We start from the raw sequence: 23181 nt of genomic DNA on the forward strand, positions 1-23181 counted from the left end.
CTGTGTTGATCAGGTGTCTGTAGGCATCATCAGCTGCTACGGGCGCAGCGGTTGGTAAGTGGAGGAATGCCATCTCCAGGGCCCGAATATAGCGATCTCTCCCGGAGATGTAAACTTGATCATCAGGTAGAAGGACGAATAGCTTTCCTAAAAGCTTGTCATGAGTAACAGGAGCATCGAGTCGCATCTCACTCGTAAATTCAAGTGTCTGCTTCAGCCGATTTCTACTGGTCAAGGCGAGTCCCTTGCCCTGGTTAAGTCCACGCAACTCCCGCTCGCGCATCAGCGCGCTCGAGCAGTTGGGAGAGCACCATGACGGCGCGGGTGGCTGACGTACCTCGATTGGCAGTTCAGGTATTGCCGGAGCAGGTACCAGCGCCCGCAGCAATCTTTCCGCCCGGACGTCCAGTCCCCACCAGCACGATCAAGGCGCGGCTAAATCTCCTACTTACGTTAGAAAAGCTGACCAAGATCAGACGGCTTCCAATTCGTAATGACCAGCTCGCCGACCAGGTCCGACTGACCGTTTCTTTGGTTAGCTGTCGTGTAGCGGATATCCAGCCTTTCGAAATGGAAGCCCTCGAACACCTGCCGAATGTCGGGATGATCATTGATGCTGACCATTACCTTGCCTTTGCATGTCCGCATGAATTCCGCCATTCGGGTGTAGTTCTCGAACGGGAAGTCCACGCCGTACCCCGCTGTCTCCCAGTACGGCGGATCCATGTAGTGAAACGTATGCGGTCGGTCATAACGCTGCACGCAGTCGTGCCAGGACAAATGCTCGACATAGGTACCGGCGAGGCGCTGCCAGGCGGCCGATAGGTTTTCTTCGATTCGCAGCAGATTAATCGCCGGCCCAGTTGTGGCAGTGCCAAAGGTCTGTCCTGAAACTTTGCCGCCGAACGCATGATGCTGGAGGTAAAAGAAGCGCGCTGCGCGCTGGATGTCTGTCAGGGTTTCAACCCTCGTCGCCTTCTGCCACTCAAACACCTGGCGTGAGCTGAGCGCCCATTTGAACTGGCGGACAAACTCTTCAAGATGATTCTGAATCACCCGGTAGAGGGTAACTAAGTCACCGTTGATATCGTTGAGCACCTCGACCGGGGCCGGTTGCGGGCGCAGAAAAAACAAGGCCGCGCCGCCTGCGAAGGCCTCGACGTAGCATTCGTGGGGCGGGAAAAGGGGGATAAGACGATCGGCCAGGCGGCGTTTGCCACCCATCCAGGGTATGACGGGGTTCGACATGGTTTAGCAAGCCTTTACTGTATGGATGAACAGGTGCTAGGCTCCCCCCGCTTTGTGCACGAAGCAGGAAGCCTTGGCTGGACTTGCAGGAGTGATCTGCGGTTTGGCGGCCGTCCGCCATGTTGACGCATGGTGGACGGTCGCTTCTTTCTACTATTTCTATGGCGCGTGATGAGGTCCGGCCGGAGCCGATTTCGTCACCGTCAGCAGCGAGTCATAGGCCTCTTTTCTCATTTGCCCAGGTGGGCGGTCAGTATCGGCATCTGCGACTTGTCGACGGTGTAGTTCGATTCCGGCGATACGCTGATTTCGGATGTGTAGTTCCGACCCATGGCGTAGTAGGTCGCCGGCACTTCGAACTCGTCTAGGATTCCCAAGAGCGTATCAAGGTCAATGCAGTAGTTGATGCCGCTGGTATCGTTTCGACTTGGCACACCTATTTCACCCATGAAGGGCTGAATCCCTCTTTGCCGACACCACTGGAACGCAGGCAGGCAATCGCTGCGCAGGCGGTCGCGTGTGGCCTGCGTCCACTGTGCACCAGCAGCCTCATAGATACCCCGATGCTCCGGGTCCTGGTAGTAGTGGAAAGACGGCATGGTCTTGTTCGCCGGATCGTTCCACCACGGCTCCGGGTTAGCCCCAAAGTTAGCCGTAAACTGGTGAAGCCCCGCGTACTTGTCGTTCTCCATGATGATGCGCACGTTCATGTCCTGCGTGCGGATGGCGGTGATTGCGGCCTGGTTCATCAAGCTGGTGGTTGCCGTCTGGCCGTTGTACGCGAAGTCGCGGTAAGGCTGGACAGTTGAGTCCTTGGTGATGTTCAGCTTCATGAATCGAAGCACGCCAACCCCGCCAAGTCCCTGGAATCGAATCCAAACCTTTTTTGTATCGGCTGCCGTGGTGAACTGGAACGACCAGCGAGTTTCGGTAGCTGCCGCTACGAAGCGATAAGACGCCAGCGTGGTGCCGGGATAGGCGTGACCCTGTCCATCATCCGCGCCGGTGTTGACCTGTATCTGCGGATAGTTCCCGGTAAAGCTCGCCGTAGCGGTGCCGCTGATTATGTAGGTCGTGGAAGCGGCAACGGACAGGCCAGAGGTAGCATCGTTGGCAGTCGTGAAGTTGCTGAAGTTTCCAGAAACCCCGGTGTACTCAATGAACGGATTACCGCCATTCACTGCGGGGTCCGTCTTGCGCACGTAAGCTGAGTCGGCAGACCATCCGGACAGGTCAGCTGCGAACTTGTAGTTCGGGATCAACTGAAGTTGCGTGCTCGGATTGAACGGGTTGTAGGTCATGGGGTTGCACTCGACCGGCATGCCCACTGGCTCGTTCATCAAGTCATAGCCGTACATAAAGGGCTCGCTCTTGTACCGCGTCGCGAACTTGGTCCAGAAGTCCACGAACTGCGCGATGGTTAGGGTTGCCGATCCGATCTTTACTCGCTCGCCGACTGTGATCGCGGGATCAACATAGCGCCCACCGTAGTTGTGCATGTCGGGAATCAGGCGAATGCGGTATTTTTTGCCCATCGCAACGCAGAAGTCCATTTGCTGAAGAAACACCTGAGCCAGAGCACCGTTCAGCGTAGGCTGCGCACGTTCCCAGAGGAACGGTATGCGGGCCACGGTAAATCCCTTGCGGCTCGCATACGCGAAATCAGCCTCTTGCGGGGCGAAGTAGTGCGTACCCTCAATGCCAGGATAGGTTTTCTCGCTGAACTCCATGCCCGAGATGTTGATGCCGCGATCAAACCTCAGCGGCCACATAAGGGGCGAGGCGCCATCCGTGAGTAACCCCCTGATCGCGGCAACCAAGCCGCTACCGGCAGCAAGGCCGACGCCTGCCGTGACTGTCATAGCTCATCGACCTCATAGACTGCGCTTCCAGTCGGAGTTACGCGGAATCGGCCGCGCCCCAACCACAAGGCCTGGCAGCCAGTTTCTGAGAACGTGAAGGCAGGAACCCACGTTTCGCCGGCCGCTTTCTCAACTATGACGGTGCCCGACTTGATCACAACAGTTATCACGACTGGTCGATTGGAAAGACGATGAGGAAAGATATGTTGAACGCTGTATGGAGCCATCAGTTGTCACCTATAGAAAGCCGCGCGGTGGAGCGCGTGATTGTTGTTCGATTTCAGTTAGAAGGCAGGGAGTCAGGTCAGCGCTCTGAGCGCATGGGCGTGACATTCAGGCCACTTGTCAGGGTGCGGCTTTCCGGGGCGCCAGGTGCGGGCGTACAGCTTCCAAGCAGCGTCGGGCTCAGTGACGGCTGGCAACGATTTGGGATCGCTCCACAGCAGCAGCCGCGCGAACACCACCGCCAGCAGGTCGTCCGTCTCCAGCGCCGCCCACACCTTGGCTCGCTCGAATGGGACGCCCCGCTGCAGGCAGATAGCCGCCGCGTATGAGGTGGTGGCCGGGTGCTCCATCACGCCTTTCACGCCGCCGTCCCGTTCGAACTGCCAGAAGCCGCGCGCTGGGCCATTGCCGTACTGGCGACGGGCAAGGAATCCGGACTCTTGCAGGCCGATGGCGATGATCATGGTCATGGCGCGGCAGCCGGCCATCTTCGCGGGCAAAAGGGCCAGGCCCTGCCGGATGGTTTCAATCGGGATGTTCATGGTTTCGCTTTCCTGCAGGCGTAAAAAAGCCCGCTCGAGGCGGGCATGTGGACTGTTGGGTTTTACTCAGCAGTGGGCGATTCGGCCGGTGGTGAAGGTTCCGGCACGGCCTTGCTGCTGATCGTCACTTTGGCGCTGTAGCTGGAGAGCAGCTGCGCGGTGCGGATCGACGACTGGGGGAAGGACTGCAGGATCTCTCGCGCTTTGGCGTCTGCCTCGGCTTCGGTGGCGTACTCCACTTGGTTATTTGGGTCGTACGAGTTTGCACCGTTGATGACAATGTAAGGCATATGAATCTCCAAATGAAAACACCGCTCTATGGCGGCAAGGGTTTGTATATGAATCGGTCAATTAAAAGGAAATGGGAGGTTTGATGTGCGCGTCACCAACGCAACAGGCATCCGATCGAGGACCATCGCATAATAACCAACACGTTGGCCACCTGCCTGAGTAGAAGGCGACCCGCCAGCAGGCCCAAACATGAATTGGACCCCACCAGCATAACCGCCTGCGCCTTCAATTACGCTGTAACCCATTGCATCACTATTATCTACAACTGCTGCGTTACGACTGAATGGCAAATGTACCGCATATTCTTCATTTCCTAGTGGCACGCGCACCCTTGAATACTGGATTGATGGATAACTGCCCTTGATTAGCTCATTATTTCCACCTGCATAGGCAGTGACATATGAGTTTCCTTGCTGCGTTCCTGGGCCGGGCGCTGCCACTTGGGCAATAATATTCAGCGGCACCATGTATGAGTTGAACGTAATAGTGCCTGTTGCGACATTTCGGCAACGCAGCCTGGGGCCAGAGCCCATTTCACGCATCTGATCAAATGCGTACACCTTCGTCGACCCCGAAGCGTTGCCGAAAATGTAGGTTCGAGTATTGCCCGAGGCGCTGACGCCATTCAGACACCCGTCACCCACCAGAAAAAGCATGGGTGCTACACAATCCGGCACTGTGAAGGTCCACTGTTGATCGCCAGTACCCGCAGCATCGTCGGCCCAACTCGTCCCTTGGGAAGGGTCGAGATTGATCGAGCGAATGCGCTTGCGCGGCCATATCTCGCCTTGCGTCAGATACCCGCTTTTGACCAGGCCGTAGGTAATCTTTTCACTATCAAGCAACATAGTGCCGTCCAGCTTTCTGACTTTTAGGCCAGCCATTAAAAGTACCCATAGGCAATTCGGCAGTTCGCCGAAAAGAAGCCCCAACCGTTTGTGTTGTATGAGTAAGCCCATGAAAGCGTAGTCCCAGAAATGGTCACGCCTGGACGCTTACCTTTCTCTCTCTGCAGATCGACCAGCGGCAAGATGCTATAGAACACCGTTTTACCAGCTGGAGGTGACGGAATGGTCACCGAGCCGTTGTTACCATTCGTTATGACCGAGCCTAAATCCTGACTATAATTGCCAGTCATGTTTAGAATCTCTTGGCCATTTGCAGGATTACGCAGAATCAACCCAGCCATTGTTGAATTACCCCATACTTAGCTCAACTACGACTACGCCGTTCTGCACCATAAATATCCCGTCCTGTCGAATGAACATATAGGCGCCGTTGGTTGTCTTGTTTTGAATGAGAATCTGCCCAGCGTTGAAATCAACGTTCATCACCGGAGTACCGTAGTTTGTGAATGTTTGCGAGTACAGAGACTGCCCGACGATACCTTGCTGGATCGTGGCTTTTTTGAGATAGGCGTCGGCTAGAAACACCTGGCCATTTTCCACCGCGAAGGGAGACGTCAATGCACCACTTAAATTCGATGGCAGTACCACGAACCTGTCAGCACTGACAGCAAACGTTCCCTGGGTCACCCCGCCTTCGCTTTCAAGGCCAATCCCGAAGCCTGCCGCGACCTTCATCCCGCCGCTTGTGGTCATCACTTTGACGGAATACTGAGCTTCCACTTTGCCATTCAACCCGGCAAGCGCAGTAGCTGTCTGCTGAACGGAAGCTCTGGTATCCCCTAGAGTGGACTGGACAGTATCGATCCGTTGGCCCAGGGCCTGGTCACTATTCGCGCGGGCGGTGGTTTCATTGCTCAGAACCGATGCTACGTCTCCGACGTATGCGCTCAGATTGGTGACCTGTTTGGCCTGCGCAGTCAGCTTGTCACCCTGCTGCGTGACCTCCGACGAAAGCGAGCTCAAGGCGCGGCTCGTCGCACTCAGGTTGCCCTGAAGCGCCGAAACGCCGTTGTTCAGATCAGTGATACTGGTGCTCTGGCTCCTGTTGACGCCTTCGGCTGCAGTGACACGATTGGTCAGTGTGTCTACAGCCGACGCGCTGGCCTTCGTGCCCAAGCCGTTTGTCGTGCTGTTGACCGCATTCTCGAGGAGGGTTGTCCTGCCCGACACGCTGCTGAGCGAGGTGCCCTGCTGGCCAACTACAGAAGTGAGTGATCCCAGAGCGGTAGACGTCGCTGACTGCGTGGCTGCTGCCACCTGGCCGTTGTTCCTCCACCCGGTGGCCATGTTGCCGTACTCAAGCTGTGGGCGCGCGATATCGATGAAACCATCGCTCACGGCTTCACTGCCATACACACGCAGGTACACGTGGGCATAGACCGCACCTGCGGCAGGGTTTGGCGTTGCCAAGGCGATGCGCTGCGGGGCGTCCGTAAGGTAGTACATGATCGTGTTGGTCGTAGTGAGCACCTGCTGCGCGGCATTGAGCTGCTGCACGAAGATGCGGAACCCCAGGTTCGCCGTGCCGCGAACGTATGCCGACGTCACAAAACCCTGCCCACCGGCAATCCTGGCAAGCCGATCCGTAGCCGTCCGGATGGACCGGTACAGCGAGCTGATATTCAGCCCGGTGACGGTCATCCGCTGGGCCATCTCCCCGGAATTCATGAACGACGTGACCATCGACCACACAGCCGTCGACGCCCCAGGGGCCGCTGGCCCCTCGCCGATCCACCCTTCCGCAACATTTCCGGCGCCTACTCGGACGAAATCCGGGTTGTAGAGGAGGTTTTCACCTCCGCTCATGCCCAGATTATTGTTCAGGCTGACGATGTTGTTGCTGGCGCTGGTGATGGCGGCACCTTGCTGCGCCACGGTGCTGGACAAGGACGATACCGCCCCGGATGTTGCCAGCTGGTCCGACGCCAGCACCTTGCCATTGTCGCGCCACCCGGTCATCTGGGCCCCAATCTCGAACTGGGCATTGTCGATCTCTGCGAAACCGGCAGTGATGGTGCCGGCAGCGTTCGGACGGACACGCAGCAATGGCGTGGAGCTGGCGGTACCAGCAGGCAACGGGTCGCTGGTGAGAGGGACCCGCTGCCACGCTTCCGACAGCACCGTGATGTTCTGGGACGTGGTCGCCAACACGGCGCCCGCCGCGTTCCTGTGCTGCATGAACAGCTGAAACCCCAAGCCAGGTGTCCCTCGAACGTTGGCGGAGAGCGTCACTACCTGGCCACCGGGTACTGCAGGCCGTTTAGGAATCTGGGGCGTAATGTCCACATAGGTGGACGTGGTCATGCCCGAAACTTCAATCCGCTGCGCCCGGCCAGCCAAGTCGAGCGTGGACGGCACTGAGGTAGATGACCACGCGGGACCTGCAGGCACAGAGAATGCCCAGCCGTCCGGCGTCGTGGTGCTCCCCTCGACCAGCCTGTCGAACGATGGGTTGAACAGCAGGTTTTCACCCCCTGCCAGCGACAAGCTATTGGTCAGACTGACGATGTTGTTGCTGGCAGATGTGACAGCGCCCTCGGTGGCGCTGACCCGGTTGGTCAACGCCGCCACGGCGCCGGCGTCGGCCTTGGTCTGCACCTGGGTCAACGCACTGGCTGCAGCATTCGCCGCATCCGTTGCCACCTTGTCGGTGACCGCCGCCCAGGCTGAGCCATTCCAACGTTTGGGCGTGTTAGCCCCGCCGGTGATGTCTATCCAGAGGTTCTGCGCCAGCTGGTCCGCAGCCGCCGGCGCCGCCGTCTGCACCATCACCTTGCCTTTGCTCCCGGCCAGCGCGGCTGCGTTGTTTGCGGCCGTCTGAGCAGTGCTGACGTTGGTGTTCGTAGTGGTCAGGTTGTTGTTCAGGCCGGTGATGGCCGACCCCTGGCTTGAAAGCGAGTTTTCAGCAGTGGTCACCCGGTTGCCGATGCTCTGCACGCTGCTCGCCGATGCCTTGCCGTCCACGTCGGTGCGCAACCCGGTAATCTGCTGCGCCTGGGCGGTGTTCACCCCTTCGACCGAGGTCACCTTCGTCTCCACAGTCTGCACGCGCGCGGCGAGACCGTTTGCAGTGGCCACCGCCTGCCCCACGTTCAGCCAGTAGGTGGTGTTCGGTGGCGGCGTTTTGACCGGAACAGCTTTGACCGCTTGATAGATAACGCCGTCAGCTCCCAGTACGCCCTGCCCCACAGCGTAGGTCTGGTCGGGCTTGTACGGCATCGAGTCGGCAAGATCGGCGATCGCGTCAATCTGCCCCTGCAGCTCGGTCTTTACGCCTTCCAATTCAGTGTCGACAGCAGCGATCTGCTCGGCGAGCAGACTCTTGGCTTCTTGAAGACGCTCATTCACCGAATCAGGTCCGTTGCCACTGATCAGCTCGATCTCGGCCGCCAGCTCCTTGCCCAGTGCGGACTCGCCGACCTGGCCAGCGATCTGGTCGAGAATGGCGCCAGCATCGCTGCTGGCCTCACCACGCACGCCCACGCCGACTGGGTAGAACGGGCCGAGGTTGCCGGTACGATCCACCAGGCGCGCCCAGAAGAAGAAGGCAGCGCCGGCGCGCAGGTTCTGCAGCACGTAGTCGCTTTGTGGGTACGCCAGATCGGACAGCTTTGTTGCCGCAGTCACGTCGGTACCCTGGCTGTACCAGAGCTCGGTGCGCTGGGTGTCTTCCGCACCTGGTGGGAAGGTCCAGTGCACGCCGATACCAAACAGCAAACTCTCGGTGGTGAGAGAGGTGACTGCCGGCGGCAGGCCGGCCTTGCCGTTGAGCTGGGTCAGCTGCGAGCTTTTCCAGATCGACGTGATATCGAAAGCACTCACCGCGCGGACACGGGCCAAATAGGCGCCAGCGTAAATGCCGACCACGTCCACGGACGCCGCCCCAGTGCGCTGCAGCCGAACCCAGTTGCCATTGTCCTTGCGCCATTCGACGTCATAAGCAACGGCGCCCTGCACCGCGGGCCAAGCAATGGTCATGGTGCTGATCGCAATCCCCTGATCAATCATGTGCCCAGCCGACAGCGAAACTCTGGCCGGCGGCGCCACGGTGGTCACCGGAATGATGCTGATCGGTCGCTCGTCCAACTTGGCGCCTGTGTCGATTGCCGCGAATTTGCTCGGGTTGAACTCAAGCGCAGTGATCTCGTACTCGCCCTCTTGGGTGCGTACGGTCTTGAGCACGCGGAATAGCTGGACCGCCAGGTCGCCGTAGTCGATCGCCCACTGCAGCTCAGGCTCAGGCTGCACTCCGTAATCAGTCGTCACCGTCACTGCGCGCCCAGCAACAGACTTCACGGTGCGCGCTTGGGCGGTCCCGTTCGGCAGGTTCAGTATCAGGCGATCGCCTGCCTTGATCGGGGTGTCGCGGTCCAGGGTTACCACGCGGCCGGCTGCCGATGAAATCCGGCCGCCGTTCGGGCGACCTGCCACCAGCTCGTCAGCCACCGGAATAACGTAGCCCGGCAGCGGGATACGGCCTTCCATGCCGGTCTTGAAGGTGACGGTCCGGTCCTGACTGTTGCTCAACAGCGCCCACTTGCCGCGACGCTGCGCCTCGGAAGCACGGGTGCAACCGATAGCCGACAACTCGATGGGTCGGTCACGGTACCGGCGCTGCAGCGCGTTATCGGTCACCGGAATGACGTCTGTGTCGTAGTTGTTGGCTGGGTTGTCGTAGCTGACCAAGGCGCGGCTGTAGTGCGTGCTGCGCTCAGCGCCGCCGTACACGAACTCGCCATCGATCACGTTCGCCCGGGTGAAGACGTAGTCGATGTCCTGCGCGCGCGGCATGTCCGCCTGCATGAACAAGGAGCCGTGAGCCCAGTACACCATGCCCCGGTAGATAGCCGACAGATCGCGCAGCAGCGTCCACGCCTCGGCACGACCCTGCAGGTTCAGGTCACAGAGGAATCGTGGCTCTTGGCCGCCCACGCCATCTGGCACCTGCTGGTCGCAGTACTGGGCGATCCGATACATCTCCCACTTGTCGACCATCCACGACTTGATGCGCTTGCCCAGGCCGAAGCGGTCCTCAACACACAGACCGTACGTGACGAACGCTGGGTTGTTGGTCCAAGCCTGCTTAAAGGTGCCGTCCCAGACCCCGGTATAGGTGCGGGTGATCGGGTTGTAGTTGCTTGGTACCGGCCAGCGCTTGGCTTTACAGTTGACGGTCACTGCAGGGATATTCTGGAACTGCTGGGCATCGAACTCGATGTACAGCAGAGCGGTGTTTGGGTAGCGCAGTTTCTCGTCGATGATCTCGGTGTAGCCTGCGATGGTCATCGTATCGGCAATCGTGCCTTTGTTGGCGTTTGCCGTAAGCCGGCGGACACGCATCATCCAGCCTGAGTTTGCCTTCGGCAGATCGACACGGACAGACCGCTGGTAGCCGTTGGTAGTCTTGCCGTCCACGGCGCCGCGGTGAGCTTCGACGTAGGCGCCACCATCAGTGGCGATGTCGATGGCGTACTCGATCCGGTAGCCGTTGGTATTGCCGCTGCTGTCCTGCTGGGCCAAGCGAGGCCATGACATGCGAACACGAACAGCGGAAAGCTGAGTATTGCTCAGGGCACGCGCGAACGGGTTGTCGCTGCGCAGCTCGACGTTGAATGTGGTCTCGTTTTCTACCGCAGGGATACCCTGGATGTACTCCTGCTCAAGGCTGCCGCTGCGCCACTCCCACTTCACACCTGGGAAGTTGACGTTGCCGCTCGCGTCCACAATAGGGGTGTTGTCGAGGTAGATGTCGCGATCGGTTGGAATGCCATCGAACTCACCCTCTCCCACGGCCAGCAACAGTTTGGCGATGTTGGTGGACTGAAGGCTGTCGGGCGCCTCGACCGGCGTCTTTGGCTTGCTCTCGCCGCCTTTGTCGCCAGTAATATCCAAGTGAGCTGCTGCGCCCATGCTTTCCTCCAGGCAATAAAAAACCGCCCTGGGGCGGCTGGTTTGCAGATGTGACGTTAGGTTTTGTCTTCGGCGTAGATCGAGGCCGAGATAACGGCTCCTCCCCAACGGCGCTTGCCGATGCAGATCGGCACCGGGTTACCGCTGGCAGTGGTGTTTCTGGCGCTGCCAAAGGCATAAGACGGCTTGTTCTCAGCCGCAGCGCTTATTGATAGGCCTTTGGCCTGGGGGCTGAGAATCTGCATGACGCCACCGATGGCCATAGATGCGCCCACCGCTGCTGCAACTCCCCAACCACCAGCGCCAGCAGAAAAGGCCGCACCAAGTCCGCCAGTGGCGAAGGTCGCTGCAGCAATTAGGGCTACCCCAACGACGGTTTGCATCAAGCCACCTCGCTTGCTCCCTCCGATCACTGGAACAATACGCAGCTCGCGAACACCCCCGCGGTCAAACGCATCCGCGCCTACGTTCCGCCGATTCCGAAACACTGCGAACCGTAGCCCCAAGCAATCCAGGCGGCGAATCTCGTCTTCGAATCCTACCACTGTGGCTTTTAGAGCTTGGAACGCCTCCCAGGTGTCGCCATTATCGAGTAGCCGACGGTGGGTGCGGCCAAACTTCTGAGCCAGTGAGCCGGACAGTTTAATGGTTGTCATAGGGGCGTAGTGGATTGCTGAATCAGGCATATGTGGCTCCGGGCAATAAAAAACCGCCCGAGGGCGGTTTAGATCAAAGGCAGCGCTCGACTGCCTCGGTTCTCCTGTTTTTCCTCCAGTCCATCAATCCGGTCTGGAAGTAAAGGCGGACTTGGGTTCCGTCGTCTGCATCCTTAAAGTCCGCGAATTCGACCTCTCCAGCGCCAATCACTGTTTTTCCACCACCAGCCAACGGCTGCAACGCCGAGCCGTAATGAGCCCCCATCAAAGACTGATTTTGCCAAGCGAACAAGACACACTCAGCAACTTTATCCACCGGTTTCGAACTCTTGGCGGCAAATGCCGGCCCGACAGCACGCTTTTCATTCATTGAGGCGCACCCGCTCACGAGCGCGAGGCTCAGTATCATGACCATTGCACGCATAGCTTCCCTCCCTGAAAATCGTGACTGTAGCAGCCGCCTGGGCAGGCATCCAGCGTGGATGGAAAGCCAGTGAACCTTAGCTCGACGCTTTGTTTGATGAGCTCAGCTGAAGATCCACCACAAGACCGTTGCAATGAGCAACCACGTCACTACATGTGCCCACATCGAGGTTGGAGTAGCAGGCGATTTGTTTTTTTTACTAGGACCATACAGCTTTGATGTAGACAATCCCGAGCCTGGAATACCAGCCGTTACTCGCGTGCCCCGCTTACTGACGTTGGCCGTATAACCCTTCCCTCCGACAGAAGTGCTTACGCCACTTTTGCTGACGTTAATGCGCACTCCTGGTGCGATCTTGAAACTTTTGCGAAAACGAAGTGCCATGACTCGACTCCTTGAGGAAGGCAATGTGACATCATCTATGAATTCTGCCTCGGGAGCCACCCTGTCCGCCCATCCACCCTGGACGCATTCCCAGTAACCGCGCAGCTTTCTGCCGTAGTAGCGTTGCGCCTCCCAACGACCCGCTCTGGTCCGTTGCGGGAAAGCACTTGAACTGGGGTATCGAGCGACCTTGGAGGTCGAATGAGCGACAAAATGACACCTAATGGCGCATCCATCCATTTTCTTCAAGAAGGGGAGCGGCTTTCGGACACCGCAGAGCGAGCTCCAATCATCCCCGTGATTCGCATATCAATACTGCCAGCTCTGCCAGCATCCCCGAACATGGCAGTCCCAGGTACGAGCCCTTTGGAAGTCACTGCATTGATCGATACGGGGGCTGAGGGGGTCTACATAGACGAAGACTTTGCGAAGCAAAACGGATTTCTCAGCGAAAAAACCATGACCGTCTATTCGGCTGCAGCGACCACCATCGAGCCGGTCTATCCAGCTCTTTTCGAGCTGCCGGAATCCTCATCGCACTATAGGCAATCTGCTGAGTTCACATCGGTCCCGCTTCGAAAAAACGGGCGCCACTACGATGCAATTCTTGGTATGCAGCTGCTTAGCAATGGCGTGCTCGTAATGGACTTCGACTCACACACCTACCGCTTTGAGTTCACTACTCAGGCCAACAAATAGCAGCTCTCTGGCATCCCAAGGACCGCTCTGCATCAACGGGATGACTTCATAGTTATCCCATTTACGGGGCGCTAGAGGTTTCACCCTAACAATCCTTGCTTCTGGGTCGATCCTCGCCTCGAGTCTACTCACGGCTACCACATTCGGCATTTGCTCTCTCATACTTCTCCCAGGCGGCCACGCCGCTTCACTTCGCGGCCCGATGTCGCAACACAAGCCGCATCCGCTCGAGCCAAGGCCCGCCAAACACGACGATTTCTGATGGCCGCCCCAACAGGTGATGCAGCATGAATGGACCTGGGCCGAAGACTTGGGTGTGCGGCTCCGGCAGTTGCACTTCGGTTCCCTGGTAAATGCCGGCGTGATTGGGGTGAGCGGTGCGACCTACGGCCATGACGATCATGTCGCCGCGCTGGGGCTGGCTGACCTGGTAGAAGCCGGCCCCCTCGAAGGCCTGCTCGTACAGGCTCGGACCGGCAGCATTCTCCCACCAGCCCTCCTCGCGGGCGTAGGCTGGAAACTCCAGCCCCCATTCCCTTTCGTACCAGTCCGCACAGACCTGCCAACAGTCCCAAGCCCCGTGCACAAAAGGCCGGCCGAGCAACGGCGTGTGGCCGGTAGGCGTGATGGATCGCAGGTCGCCTTCCGGCCACGAAACGATGTACCAGGGCAAGCCCGTGGCTTCACACATGGCCAGGTCGCGCGGCGACGGCTTGCTCGTTGCGTCGGGGTGCGAGTGCACAATGCCGATCACCTCGCCCAGGTCTTCACCTTCGGCGTACTGCTCCGGCGCGATGCGGAACTCTTCTGTGGGGTCCTGGGCGACGTTGGAGCACGGGTGGTACACCTGCTTGCGGCCGATCTGAAGCAGCAGGCCGCAACACTCGCGCGGGTATTCAGCCGCTGCGTGCGCTTGCACGGCGGCCAGGATGTGTTTACGCATGGTCAGCTCCGCGCGATCAATGAAACGGCAGGGAATCCGCCAAAGGGCAATGGGTTGCCCTGACGGAAACGAACAGTGCAGCCGGTATCCAGGCAGCCGTTGCACTCGTCCTTGGCCGGGTCGGTGGTCGGTTTGCCGTCCATGTCGTAATACGGCCCGGTGTAGCCACAGTTGGGCCCTCGGTACCCGGCTGTCATGGCCCAGTGGCACAGCTGCGTCATCTGCCGGCCGATCGTTTCACCGCCTACATCGCCGGGGCTGGCCAGTTCCCAGGCGACAGTGGTGCCGTTCTCCGACACTTTCTGGTCGATGTACCAGACCTCGATGCTTTCCTCCGATGGATTTGCGGAAGGGTTGCCGCCGGGGAAATTCGCAGCGTCGAGGTATTCGGCAAAGGTGTGCCGCATGGTCAGCTGGAATTCCAGCAGGTTGTCGAAGGCCAAGCAAAGCGCCGTGATCCTGCCGTTCACGTTGCCGACGCTTAAGGTAGGCCGGACCGCAGTGCCGTCCGAGTTCGCCTCGATACCATCGATCTGCATGGGCCATGCACCGTACTCGTTGCCTTGCCACCAGATCGACTTGGCCGGCAACTGATCGGCATTGGCGCCAGCGGTGGCCAACTCCTCCGGCGTGTGCGGTATTGCATGCCCATGGAACCGCAGGATATCGGCACCAAAGTCCGAGCCGTCCAGCTCAAACAGCAGGATCTCGGCGCCTGGATCGAGTTTCTGTAACTGAGTGATCAGGCTCATGGTTGATACGCTCGCTCAAAGGTTGCCGACAGCACCACGACATCACCCGGCTTGCGCTGCTGCCGGAAGGTCTCGCATCGGTACATCCCGAGCACCCCTTCAGGGTTAGTCCACAAGAACGACTTGGCGCCGCGGTGGCGCCGTATAAAGGCCAGGGGCGGAGCTATCTCGTCAGCGAGGCCGCCAAACGACAATGACCAGCTATCAGTCTCGCCGTTGAGCCCATCGCTCGACACCTGCGCATAGCCATCCCCGAACTGCGACTTCCTTGTCCTCAGTGTGCTGTCGCCACTGGCTTCGTCGTCAGGTGTCCAGATGAATGTTTCGATCGCCATCAGCGTCTCCCACTGCTATTCCGGTGGCTAACCCCTCCGGCGCGCCAGGAGTCGGAGACCGCCTTTTCGGCAATGCCCTGCATCTGGCGCTGCATGTTCTGTTGAAGGGCCGCGGTGTCCAACTCCATACCCTCGGAAATTCTATCCTCGAGCGTCACGGCCACAGGGGCGCTGACTTGGACGACTGTTGAGCCACCACTCCCGCCACCTACCATCTGCACCCCCAGCGATCCGTCCGCGCCGCGCGCCAGTGGCATGATGGCTTCAGGCCCGGCCTCACCTGCGATGCCGAGTCCACCCCCGGCCATGCCGAATCCAGTCGGCTTGGTCAGAACACTGTTGGTAGCGAACGCACCGCCCTTCGCGAACATTTGCACGCCGCCATCCCATCCGCCGCCCAGTGCCTGGAAGTAGGCGTTCGAGTACCCCGCCTGTGAGGCGCCAAGGTTTGACGAAACACCTCCCGCCGAGCCCGGCGTCATGCCATTGCCCCCGCCGCTGAAGTAGCTGCTGGCAGCGGATACACCCCAGCCCACGACAGTGCTGAGCAGCGAGCTAGCCGCCTGTTGGCTAGCGATCCGCGCCATGTCCGCAATCACGCTGGAGGCGAAATCCTTGAAGTTGGCCTTTCCCGTGACGGCAAACTCGGCCAAGGCATCTTTTGCAGTGTTGAAGCCTGAGGTCAGCATCTCGTCGGTGGTGCCAGCCACATTTTCGGCGTCGGCCTGAATGTTGGCCCAGGCGCGCTTGGCGCCGTTTCGATAGTCCCGCTGTGCGACCAGTCTGGCGTCGTAGCCATCCACCTCCATCTGAAGCTCACGGGCCTGAAAATCGCCTAGATCGGCGAGACGCTGCTGGTAGGCATCATCACTTAATCGACGGGACACATCCTCTTGCTGCTCTTCCAACTGCCGGCGCGCCTCGGCGTACCTCTGCCGCACCCCATTGAGTCGGTCGGCTTGATCCCGCTCGTTATCGCCCATGCCGATGCCGGACACATCAGCATTTATCGCGTCCTGGCGCGTTTGCAGCACCACCTCCAAGGCCTTGCGGTATGACTCGGCACTGTTGCGCCGTGCCTCTGCAAGCTTTCGCTCCTCTTCGGCACGCTTCTGAAGCACTGGTGCGGCATAGGCGGTGTTCAGATTTTTGATGCCAAGCTCCATCTCGGCGGCGGTAATCTTGCCGCTGGCCTGAGCCTTGCGTAGACCCTGGATACCCTCTTTCAGGTCGTCGAGGCGCTTACGCTCTGGCAGGGCGCGGTCGATGATCGCATCCAGCACCTTGACTTCATCCTTGAGCGCTTTTGCCCGGTCTTTACTGCCTTGAGTGGAATCCTTATTGGCTTTCTTCTGGGCCTCAATGGCACTGGCCGCAGACAGAATGGCCAGCCGATCGGTCTCGGTAAGATCCGCATTCTCGGCGATATGCCGGTTTGCGATCTTGATCGCGTCACCGTTGTCCTGAAGCCCGGCCAGCTGCTTCTGGAGCGTGTCCAGATAGGTCTGGCCGGCAGAGCTCATGCCTGCCTTCGCAGCATTGTTGGCCTGGGTGGAGGCAGTATTGCGATCGGTCTCACCGGTCAGTTCTGCCAGCTTGGCGCGAAGGTTTATAAGCTCAACGCTGAGATCGGACGCCTTTATTTGGCCTGTCTCGATCGCCTGCGCCATGGCCTCAGTGACGCCAGGGATGCCGCGGACTTCGTCAGCTACTGCCTTCCAATCCACGACCGCGCCGGTCGCTGCCTGATTCGCAGCAGCACGAACTAAGTCCAGCGCTCTTTGGGCCTCCTGCGGCATCGGCGCCAGCCCGGCAATGAACCCATCGACGCCCGCAGCACCCATGCCGCGCAGGTCGTTCTCGAACTTGTCAGCGATGGCGCCTGACGTTTGACCCAGATTACTCTGCAAGTCGTCGATCTTGCCTTGCAGCTCTCTGAGCGCCACTGCCTGGGTCGCGCTGTTCAGCTTGTTGAACCGCTCTACCACCTTGTCGAGTGGCTCGGCCAGGTCGCCGAGCTTTTTCTCGAGCCCGTCGGAGTTTTCGCTGAGCATCAGGAAGCTCGCCGCGGCGGTGCCTGCGAGCAGCGCCAGCCCCACCGGTCCGCCCAACGCCGACAGCAACCCACCGGTGGCTGCCCGCGTGAGATTCGCCTGGGCGATGGTCAGGGCTTCAGTCGACGCCGTAAGCGCCGCCTGTTTGGGCAGCAGCTGCGTCTGCACGACCGACAAGCGCTGCAGGCCAGTGGTGGCAGCTACCGACGCCTCTGCCTGTTGCAGCTGCGCCTGGGCGTAAACCCGCTGGGCGTCGGCGGCGCGAATCGCGGCTCTGGCATTTTCAACTTCAGCGATGCGCTGCGCCAATGCCGCCTTCAGCGCCAAACCTGCCTTGGCCACATACAGCGTCAGCGCCGCAGCACCCGCACCGGCCATCGCGGTGGCTACAAGGTCGACGTTGTCCGCCAGTACCAGCAACACCTGCGAAAGCGTGCCAACCGCCCCAGTGCGTTCCTCCATATTGCCCAGGAACGTGCTGACGGCATTGCCGATATTGACCAGCGCATCTTGCACGCTCGTGGACATTTCGGCGGCAGCTTGGCGATTGGCATCGACAGTGCGAAGCAGACCGGTATTGAGGTCATCCAGCGACAGTTTGCCTTCCACGCCCAGCTTGCGAATGGCATCGGCGCTCTTGCCAGTACCCGTTGCAATTGCCTGCACGATGGTGGGCATAGCGCTTTGGATGGATACCCACCCATCGGCCTCAATCTTGCCGGTTTGCAGTGCCTTCGAATAAGCATCGAGTGCCGACGAGGCCTTGTCAGCCGTAGCGGCGTTGGTCACAAGTTGGAAGCTAAAGCTGTCAGTGATATCAAGTGTCTGCTGGGTGTTGAATCCCAGACTGCGCATCACGTCTGCCGTGCGGATGTAAAGCTCTTGCGCTTCGGCCAGTGGCCGGTAGGTCTCCTGCGCAGTACGCATCAGGTGATCCTGTACAACTTGGTACTCGGATGCACTACCAGCGGCGGCCCTCATGCGGTCGGACATTTGTCCGTAGGCGTCCACCTGCTTGATGATGCCGCCAATCACGCCGGCACCTGCAACCGCGGCAAATGCGCCGCGCATCAACACTCCCGCCGATTGCGCTGCAGACCCTGCTCTGTCGAAAGCAGAATCGACGGTAGCCAGGTTGCGGTCGATCGCCTGGGTGCTGCGCGCCACCAGTTGGTCGGCATTCGCCAGCTCGCGGCGCAGCTGGGCCGTGGTCGCCTCGATCTGAACCAGCATCCCCTGGACTTGTTGATCGGCCATGCATTTCTCCAAGCACAAAAAAGCCGCCCGGAGGCGGCGACTTACTCTTGCTGCCGACCTCGGAAAAAGGCCTTCAGCTTGTCGGCAACGGTACCGGGCCTACGCGGGGCATCCTGCTGGTTCGACGCAGTGCCCTGACCGCGACCGGTCCAGTCGATCCGCGCATCCAGCGCCAGCATCAATTGCGGTATGGGCGTTCGCCAGGCGGTATCAGGCGGCCAGCCAAGCCAGCCGGTGGCCACGCCGAACAGATAGTCGACGTAGCTACCGTCCTTCACGGCGCTGTGCTGTCCGCCTCGTCCTTTCCCCGGGCGGCCACACTCGGCGGTACCGGGTTAAGCAGCACCGCGATGAAGTCGGTCAGCTGTGCTGAGACCTTGGCAACGCCGGTGCTGAACACCTCATTGGCTACCTGGGAGTGCTTGTCCGGCGTCAGGCCGGCGCCGGCGACAATGATGTCGGCACTGGCCGCAATACTCATCAGCCGCATCGATTCGAGCGCGCCGCGTAAGCCCCCAAAACGACTCTCAATCAGCAGCGCTGCTTCGAGCGTCGGGCGCAGGGTGTAGGTTCGAGCACCGATCACCAGAGTGATGGTGCCGTACAGAGCTTCGCTCATGGAATCGCCTCAGAATGGACGGGGCCGAAGCCCCATCGGTCAGGGAGCGGCCGGGCCGGCCACGATTTCGAGAATGTCGGTGCTGATTCCGAGGGTGACGTTGCGGCGCACGACGTTGTCAGCATTGCCGGCGGCCACCTTATTGTTCATGACCTTGGCCCCGAAGTAGAAGGTGGTCGGCAGCACCGGCGGGTTGGCAGTGGCATCGCCGTCGTTGAGCACGACCTTGATGTTGTAGTTGCCCTTCGAACGGTCCTTATGGGCGACGGCCACGGCCTTTTGGCCCGCATCGCCATTGTCCAGGCCCACCACCAGCGTCATGTCGCCGGCGTCGGCGGTGCCCTTGTACTTGCGCACGCGGCCCCCGCGCAGGGCGGTGAAGTTCACCGCATTGAAGGTATCACCGAACTCGCCCAGGTCTTCGATCTCGCCCACATCCACGTAGGTGTCGGCCTTGTACTCGGTTTCGGTTGCAGCGCCGGTCTTACCGCCTAGGTAAAGGCGGCAGTCCGCAGCTGTATTCAGGTTGTCATCGGCCATGGGGGTTCCTCCAAGGGCACATTGGATAAAGCCGCTGCGCGGCTAGCAGTTGAATCAGTGGGTGGTGATGACGCGGACCGTGATCGACCCTTGATACGTGATGCCGTCAGCATCGCGCTGGGCATCGGACTGGATCACGCGCACAGAGACCGCGCGGCCAACCTGTAATGTCAGTGGGCGCTCGTCTAGAGCGGCAATCACCTCGCCGTTGAGGCGCTTGACCTCTGCCTGGCCTACAGAGTCCGACCATACCGATAGGTAAAGCAGCCGCTGCTCGCGCTTGCGGCCAGATATCGGGCTGGCGTTGACCGATACCTCTCGATCAATTGAGACGTACGGCATGTCAGCGTTCATGGGCGCGCCGTCATAGACCGGGCAATTCACCTCGGCCTGCAGCCTGGCAAAAATCGCCTCTTGCAGGGCAACGGAAGGGTCAGCCATTACCCACCCCCTGACTCGCCTTGCGCAGTGTTCGGCGCACGGCTTCCTCGATATCGGCCATCACATACTCTCGATTTACGTCCATCGAAGGGCGAAGCCAAGGGTGAGCCGGGCGGGCAGGAATATCTGGGTGCTTGCCGAAGAAGTGCACGCCATCGCTCTTGTTGGTCGAGCGCTGGTTACGGTTGCCGCCTCGCTTGCCACCCATGTAGCCCTTCGTTCCGTACTCAATGAAGCGTAGGTAGAAGAACCTACGGTTGTCGCGCTTGCCGCGGATGCCTATCTGCGCATCCAGGCCGCTGGGCGCTACGTAGATTTTCAGCGCAGCGGCGGCGGCGCCCGTGTCCCGAGGCATCAATTGCTGCTGTGTAGCTAGAACACGTTCGGCCGCTTTGCGCATGGCCGGCGCCAGCTCGTTGTCCATCATCTTGTGGATATTGCGAAGCGTCCGCCGAAGGCGGATGTCGCCGCGCATTTTCGAACGTCGGGCCACGGCCTACTCCTTGGCCTGGTCGCCTTTCGCTGGCTTGGCAACCTCGGAAACCGCTTCGGCGTAGCCACGGGCGATCAGGCCTTCGCCATATTCCTTATCGACGGTAAATTCCTCACCTTTCTCGCGTTCGCCAGAGGCGCCGGTTAGCGCACCCAATGCACGGATTTTCATAAGTAACCTCAAGGATTTGGTACCGATGAGCAAAGAAGCCTCATCAGTGTGTTTTCGTTATCAGGTAGTACAGCCTCAACCTGGTACGTGACGCCCCGGCGCGTCAGCCTCGCACCCGCAACCATGTCCGCTCGAGGTCTACCGATGATCTCAGCCGTCACTATCGCGTTCAGCTTTTCAGCCACAGCGATCACCCGCCCAGATGGGGTTCGTACTTCACCCCACATTTCTGGACGAGCGGCAGGAAGCCAGGTGACAACTGCGCCCCCGGACCTCGTTCGCTCCTCATGCCGGAAGGTCACTCTGAACAAGTGCCGAAGCGGCCCGGCCCTCATACGCCCCACCCGACGCGGTACGGAGTCAGCAATGCTTGCGATCCTCTGGGCAACTCGGTGGCGATCGTGCCAGTCACGACGTCCTCACGGTTGGCGTATAGGTGCCCCAGGATCAGCAGGCAGGCCGACTTGAACGGGGCATTGCTGAGCATGGGTTTTTCCCCGGCCATCTCTGCTGCGACCGCCTCTGCCATCGACTGCGCATCGGCGTAAACCTGGCGATTGAGATAGCTCACGGCCGATTGCTCTGCCGAATCGATCAGCAACTGCAAGTACTCGTCGTCATCGTCTGGATCACGCAGGTGGGCGCGGGCCTGCGCCATGCTGATCACTGACATTGGTCACTCCTCCAACGGAGTGCGCGATACCAGCTTCCGCTGCTCGAGCTCCTCAGCATGAAGCCTGGGCACCTGGTAGCTTGGCCCGCCGCGCCGACGCAACTCGCCCTCGTCCATGAACGATCGCAACGGGTAAACCTCGACTTTGGCCGGGTTCACCTCGACTAGGGCGCTTAGCACGGGCTTCCCAGGCGCCGCAGGGTCGGCGGCGACTTCAAGCGCGTCGTCAGCCTGGCCCAGTTGGCTCGGTGAAGTGCCAGCGCTTGCAGCATCCGCGGTCGAGGGGTTCACTGGAGCCGGCTCCACCGGTAGCTGAGTCGCCGGGCTGCCCACTTCTACCGTGGTGCTGAGTCCAGAGTTGGTACTGGGCGTGATGATGGCGGCATCGCCTGTGGAGGTGTTCGCAGTGGTGGCATCGTTGCCACCGATCGGCGAGTTCAAAGCCTGATTACCGGGCGTGGCCGTCGCCTGCTCCGTTACCGTGCTGGGTTTGTCCTGCTTCTTGGTGCTAGCCATGGGTATCGCTCCTGTACGGCGCCATCACTGGCGCCTTGGGGTGGAGGGTTACGAGCCGCTGCCGGTCAGCGGGCCGGTAACGAAGGCCTCGCCACGGTAGATGGCGAAGGCCAAACGTTCTTCGGCGCGGATGGTTGCCATGTTGTTCTCGAAGTCCTTGTCGTTCTCAGTGGAGATAAGGACTTCGATTTCCATGCGGTCGAAGATCTGTGCACCCAACTTGAAGGCGCCGACCAGAAAGTCGTCCTGCGTCATAGCCTGGGTCGAGACAACCGGGCGGTTCCACAGACGCGGTGTCGTGCCGTCCTGTGGCTCGCCGATGATGTAGCGACCTTCGCCATCTTTGGTCAGCTCAATCGCGGCCCAGTCGATCGGGTTGAGCACGATGCCGTCCGATGGGAACTCGGCCAACTCGGCCTGCAGCAGGGCCAGGCGCAGGCGGTCAATGCGCTGCTCGCCAACCACTGCCACGCCAGCGGGAGCGGCATACAGCTGCGCGACGGTCATGAGCCCTTGCAGGTTGGCACCAGTGCCATTGCCGTAAAGCAGTTGGGCCTCTTCAGCCATCAGCAGGCCATAACGCGCACGGGCGTCGATGTAGCTTTGCAGCGCCTGCGCATCGTCGAGCATCTGACGGCTAGCTTTGAACAGATGCGCGATGGTGCGCACGTTGGCGGTGGCCAGTTCGAACGCGATGTCCGAGTAGGGTTTGGCCGTGTTCTCGGCGACGGTTCGAGCGTTGTTCGTGAAACCGCTTTCACGCACATACTCGATCGAGTTGGCTTCGGTGGTACCAGGTGCCACCAGGTCGCGGATGGTCAGGCGACGTTGAGGGGGAGCAATAATGCCTGGCTGGCGATCTGCAGTGGTCAGAGCGCCGCCGGTGGCCGTGGTGATAGCGGCACGCGGTACCGACAAACGGCGCGAGCCACGGAAGGAGGAGTTCATGCCCTGCATTTCTTCGCTGCCAACGACCAGAGCGCCGACCGATTTCTGCGGCTCTTCGCGGTCAGCCGGCGCGCGGCTAGCGTTGACCAGCTTCTGCTCGGCTTCTTGCAGGCGCGCCGACACCTCGCCTTGCTTGGTCAGCAGTTCGTCGACCTTGGCGCGGGTTTCGGCGTTCATCTCGCCGGATGCCTTGATCTGCTTTTCGGTGGCTTCAGCCTGGGCTTTGATCTGGTCGCCGATGCCCTTGAGGGTGGCGTTGAATTCCTTGACTTGGGCTTCGTAGTCCATGG

General features: G+C 60.0%; 24 protein-coding genes and 1 riboswitch. Of the genes, 1 reads left to right on the forward strand and 23 read right to left on the reverse strand.

Features of this window, described 5'->3' with window-relative positions:
* Nucleotides 1-13: 13 nt before the first annotated feature.
* A riboswitch (Fluoride riboswitch) is annotated at nucleotides 14-86 on the reverse strand.
* A gap of 367 nt (nucleotides 87-453) precedes the next feature.
* The 9 genes from IFT76_RS01965 to IFT76_RS02005 form a co-directional block, all read right to left on the reverse strand.
* Nucleotides 454-1248, reverse strand: coding sequence for a DNA adenine methylase (locus IFT76_RS01965; protein ID WP_192057245.1), 795 nt, complete (start codon nucleotides 1246-1248; stop codon nucleotides 454-456).
* 230 nt (nucleotides 1249-1478) lie between these two features.
* Nucleotides 1479-3110, reverse strand: a complete 1632-nt coding sequence (locus tag IFT76_RS01970) for a cellulase family glycosylhydrolase (protein ID WP_192057246.1) — start codon at nucleotides 3108-3110, stop codon at nucleotides 1479-1481.
* 299 nt (nucleotides 3111-3409) lie between these two features.
* Entirely contained in the window at nucleotides 3410-3877 is a 468-nt protein-coding gene (locus IFT76_RS01975; RefSeq protein ID WP_192057247.1) for a hypothetical protein, read from the reverse strand.
* 62 nt (nucleotides 3878-3939) lie between these two features.
* Nucleotides 3940-4167 carry a hypothetical protein gene (locus IFT76_RS01980; RefSeq protein WP_192057248.1) on the reverse strand — a complete coding sequence of 76 codons (228 nt, stop codon included), beginning with the start codon at nucleotides 4165-4167 and terminating at the stop codon, nucleotides 3940-3942.
* A 57-nt stretch (nucleotides 4168-4224) separates the two neighbouring features.
* Nucleotides 4225-5127, reverse strand: a complete 903-nt coding sequence (locus IFT76_RS01985) for a hypothetical protein (protein WP_192057249.1) — start codon at nucleotides 5125-5127, stop codon at nucleotides 4225-4227.
* A gap of 237 nt (nucleotides 5128-5364) precedes the next feature.
* Nucleotides 5365-10986, reverse strand: coding sequence for a phage tail protein (locus IFT76_RS20935; protein WP_192057250.1), 5622 nt, complete (start codon nucleotides 10984-10986; stop codon nucleotides 5365-5367).
* A 56-nt stretch (nucleotides 10987-11042) separates the two neighbouring features.
* The gene (locus IFT76_RS01995; protein ID WP_192057251.1) at nucleotides 11043-11672 is read right to left on the reverse strand and encodes a tail assembly protein; all 630 of its coding nucleotides are present in this window, start codon (nucleotides 11670-11672) and stop codon (nucleotides 11043-11045) included.
* Between the two features lie 43 nt (nucleotides 11673-11715).
* Nucleotides 11716-12012, reverse strand: coding sequence for a hypothetical protein (locus IFT76_RS02000; protein WP_192057252.1), 297 nt, complete (start codon nucleotides 12010-12012; stop codon nucleotides 11716-11718).
* Between the two features lie 156 nt (nucleotides 12013-12168).
* Complete coding sequence (locus IFT76_RS02005; RefSeq protein ID WP_192057253.1) at nucleotides 12169-12450, reverse strand: DUF4236 domain-containing protein; 282 nt, start codon at nucleotides 12448-12450, stop codon at nucleotides 12169-12171.
* Nucleotides 12451-12651: 201 nt separating this feature from the next.
* Here IFT76_RS02005 and IFT76_RS02010 point away from each other — a divergent pair, with 201 nt between their 5' ends.
* The gene (locus tag IFT76_RS02010) at nucleotides 12652-13149 is read left to right on the forward strand and encodes a retropepsin-like aspartic protease (RefSeq protein ID WP_192057254.1); all 498 of its coding nucleotides are present in this window, start codon (nucleotides 12652-12654) and stop codon (nucleotides 13147-13149) included.
* Nucleotides 13150-13336: 187 nt separating this feature from the next.
* Here the strand turns inward: IFT76_RS02010 and IFT76_RS02015 are convergent, their stop codons facing one another.
* From IFT76_RS02015 to IFT76_RS02080, 14 genes are read right to left on the reverse strand one after another with little or no spacing between them, the layout of a single operon-like run.
* Entirely contained in the window at nucleotides 13337-14092 is a 756-nt protein-coding gene (locus IFT76_RS02015) for a C40 family peptidase (protein WP_192057255.1), read from the reverse strand.
* Nucleotides 14093-14094: 2 nt separating this feature from the next.
* A complete protein-coding gene (locus IFT76_RS02020) occupies nucleotides 14095-14844 on the reverse strand; it encodes a phage minor tail protein L (RefSeq protein ID WP_192057256.1) in 750 nt (249 codons plus the stop codon).
* Nucleotides 14841-15179, reverse strand: coding sequence for a phage tail protein (locus IFT76_RS02025; RefSeq protein WP_192057257.1), 339 nt, complete (start codon nucleotides 15177-15179; stop codon nucleotides 14841-14843). Before IFT76_RS02025 ends, IFT76_RS02020 begins: the two co-directional genes overlap by 4 nt.
* Nucleotides 15179-18490, reverse strand: a complete 3312-nt coding sequence (locus tag IFT76_RS02030; protein WP_192057258.1) for a phage tail tape measure protein — start codon at nucleotides 18488-18490, stop codon at nucleotides 15179-15181. Before IFT76_RS02030 ends, IFT76_RS02025 begins: the two co-directional genes overlap by 1 nt.
* Before the next feature lie 41 nt (nucleotides 18491-18531).
* Nucleotides 18532-18768: a hypothetical protein gene (locus tag IFT76_RS02035; protein WP_192057259.1), complete on the reverse strand. Its 237-nt coding sequence runs from the start codon at nucleotides 18766-18768 to the stop codon at nucleotides 18532-18534.
* Nucleotides 18765-19109, reverse strand: a complete 345-nt coding sequence (locus tag IFT76_RS02040) for a hypothetical protein (protein WP_192057260.1) — start codon at nucleotides 19107-19109, stop codon at nucleotides 18765-18767. Before IFT76_RS02040 ends, IFT76_RS02035 begins: the two co-directional genes overlap by 4 nt.
* A 39-nt stretch (nucleotides 19110-19148) precedes the next feature.
* A complete protein-coding gene (locus IFT76_RS02045) occupies nucleotides 19149-19649 on the reverse strand; it encodes a hypothetical protein (protein WP_192057261.1) in 501 nt (166 codons plus the stop codon).
* Between the two features lie 54 nt (nucleotides 19650-19703).
* Entirely contained in the window at nucleotides 19704-20090 is a 387-nt protein-coding gene (locus IFT76_RS02050) for a DUF3168 domain-containing protein (protein ID WP_192057262.1), read from the reverse strand.
* Nucleotides 20083-20583 (reverse strand): HK97 gp10 family phage protein, encoded by a 501-nt coding sequence (locus tag IFT76_RS02055; RefSeq protein WP_192057263.1) that lies wholly within the window; start codon nucleotides 20581-20583, stop codon nucleotides 20083-20085. Before IFT76_RS02055 ends, IFT76_RS02050 begins: the two co-directional genes overlap by 8 nt.
* Before the next feature lie 3 nt (nucleotides 20584-20586).
* Entirely contained in the window at nucleotides 20587-20754 is a 168-nt protein-coding gene (locus IFT76_RS02060; RefSeq protein ID WP_192057264.1) for a hypothetical protein, read from the reverse strand.
* An 8-nt stretch (nucleotides 20755-20762) separates the two neighbouring features.
* Nucleotides 20763-21089 carry a head-tail adaptor protein gene (locus IFT76_RS02065; protein ID WP_192057265.1) on the reverse strand — a complete coding sequence of 109 codons (327 nt, stop codon included), beginning with the start codon at nucleotides 21087-21089 and terminating at the stop codon, nucleotides 20763-20765.
* On the reverse strand, nucleotides 21086-21427 hold the full coding sequence (locus IFT76_RS02070) for a head-tail connector protein (protein WP_122795639.1): 342 nt from the start codon (nucleotides 21425-21427) through the stop codon (nucleotides 21086-21088). Before IFT76_RS02070 ends, IFT76_RS02065 begins: the two co-directional genes overlap by 4 nt.
* A gap of 3 nt (nucleotides 21428-21430) precedes the next feature.
* Nucleotides 21431-21943 carry a hypothetical protein gene (locus IFT76_RS02075; protein WP_192057266.1) on the reverse strand — a complete coding sequence of 171 codons (513 nt, stop codon included), beginning with the start codon at nucleotides 21941-21943 and terminating at the stop codon, nucleotides 21431-21433.
* Between the two features lie 48 nt (nucleotides 21944-21991).
* A complete protein-coding gene (locus IFT76_RS02080) occupies nucleotides 21992-23179 on the reverse strand; it encodes a phage major capsid protein (protein ID WP_192057267.1) in 1188 nt (395 codons plus the stop codon).
* Between the last annotated feature and the right edge of the window lie 2 nt (nucleotides 23180-23181).

Origin of the sequence: Pseudomonas sp. CFBP 13727, assembly GCF_014841915.1 — a bacterium.
In the GTDB taxonomy this organism is placed as follows: Bacteria; Pseudomonadota; Gammaproteobacteria; order Pseudomonadales; family Pseudomonadaceae; genus Aquipseudomonas; species Aquipseudomonas baltica.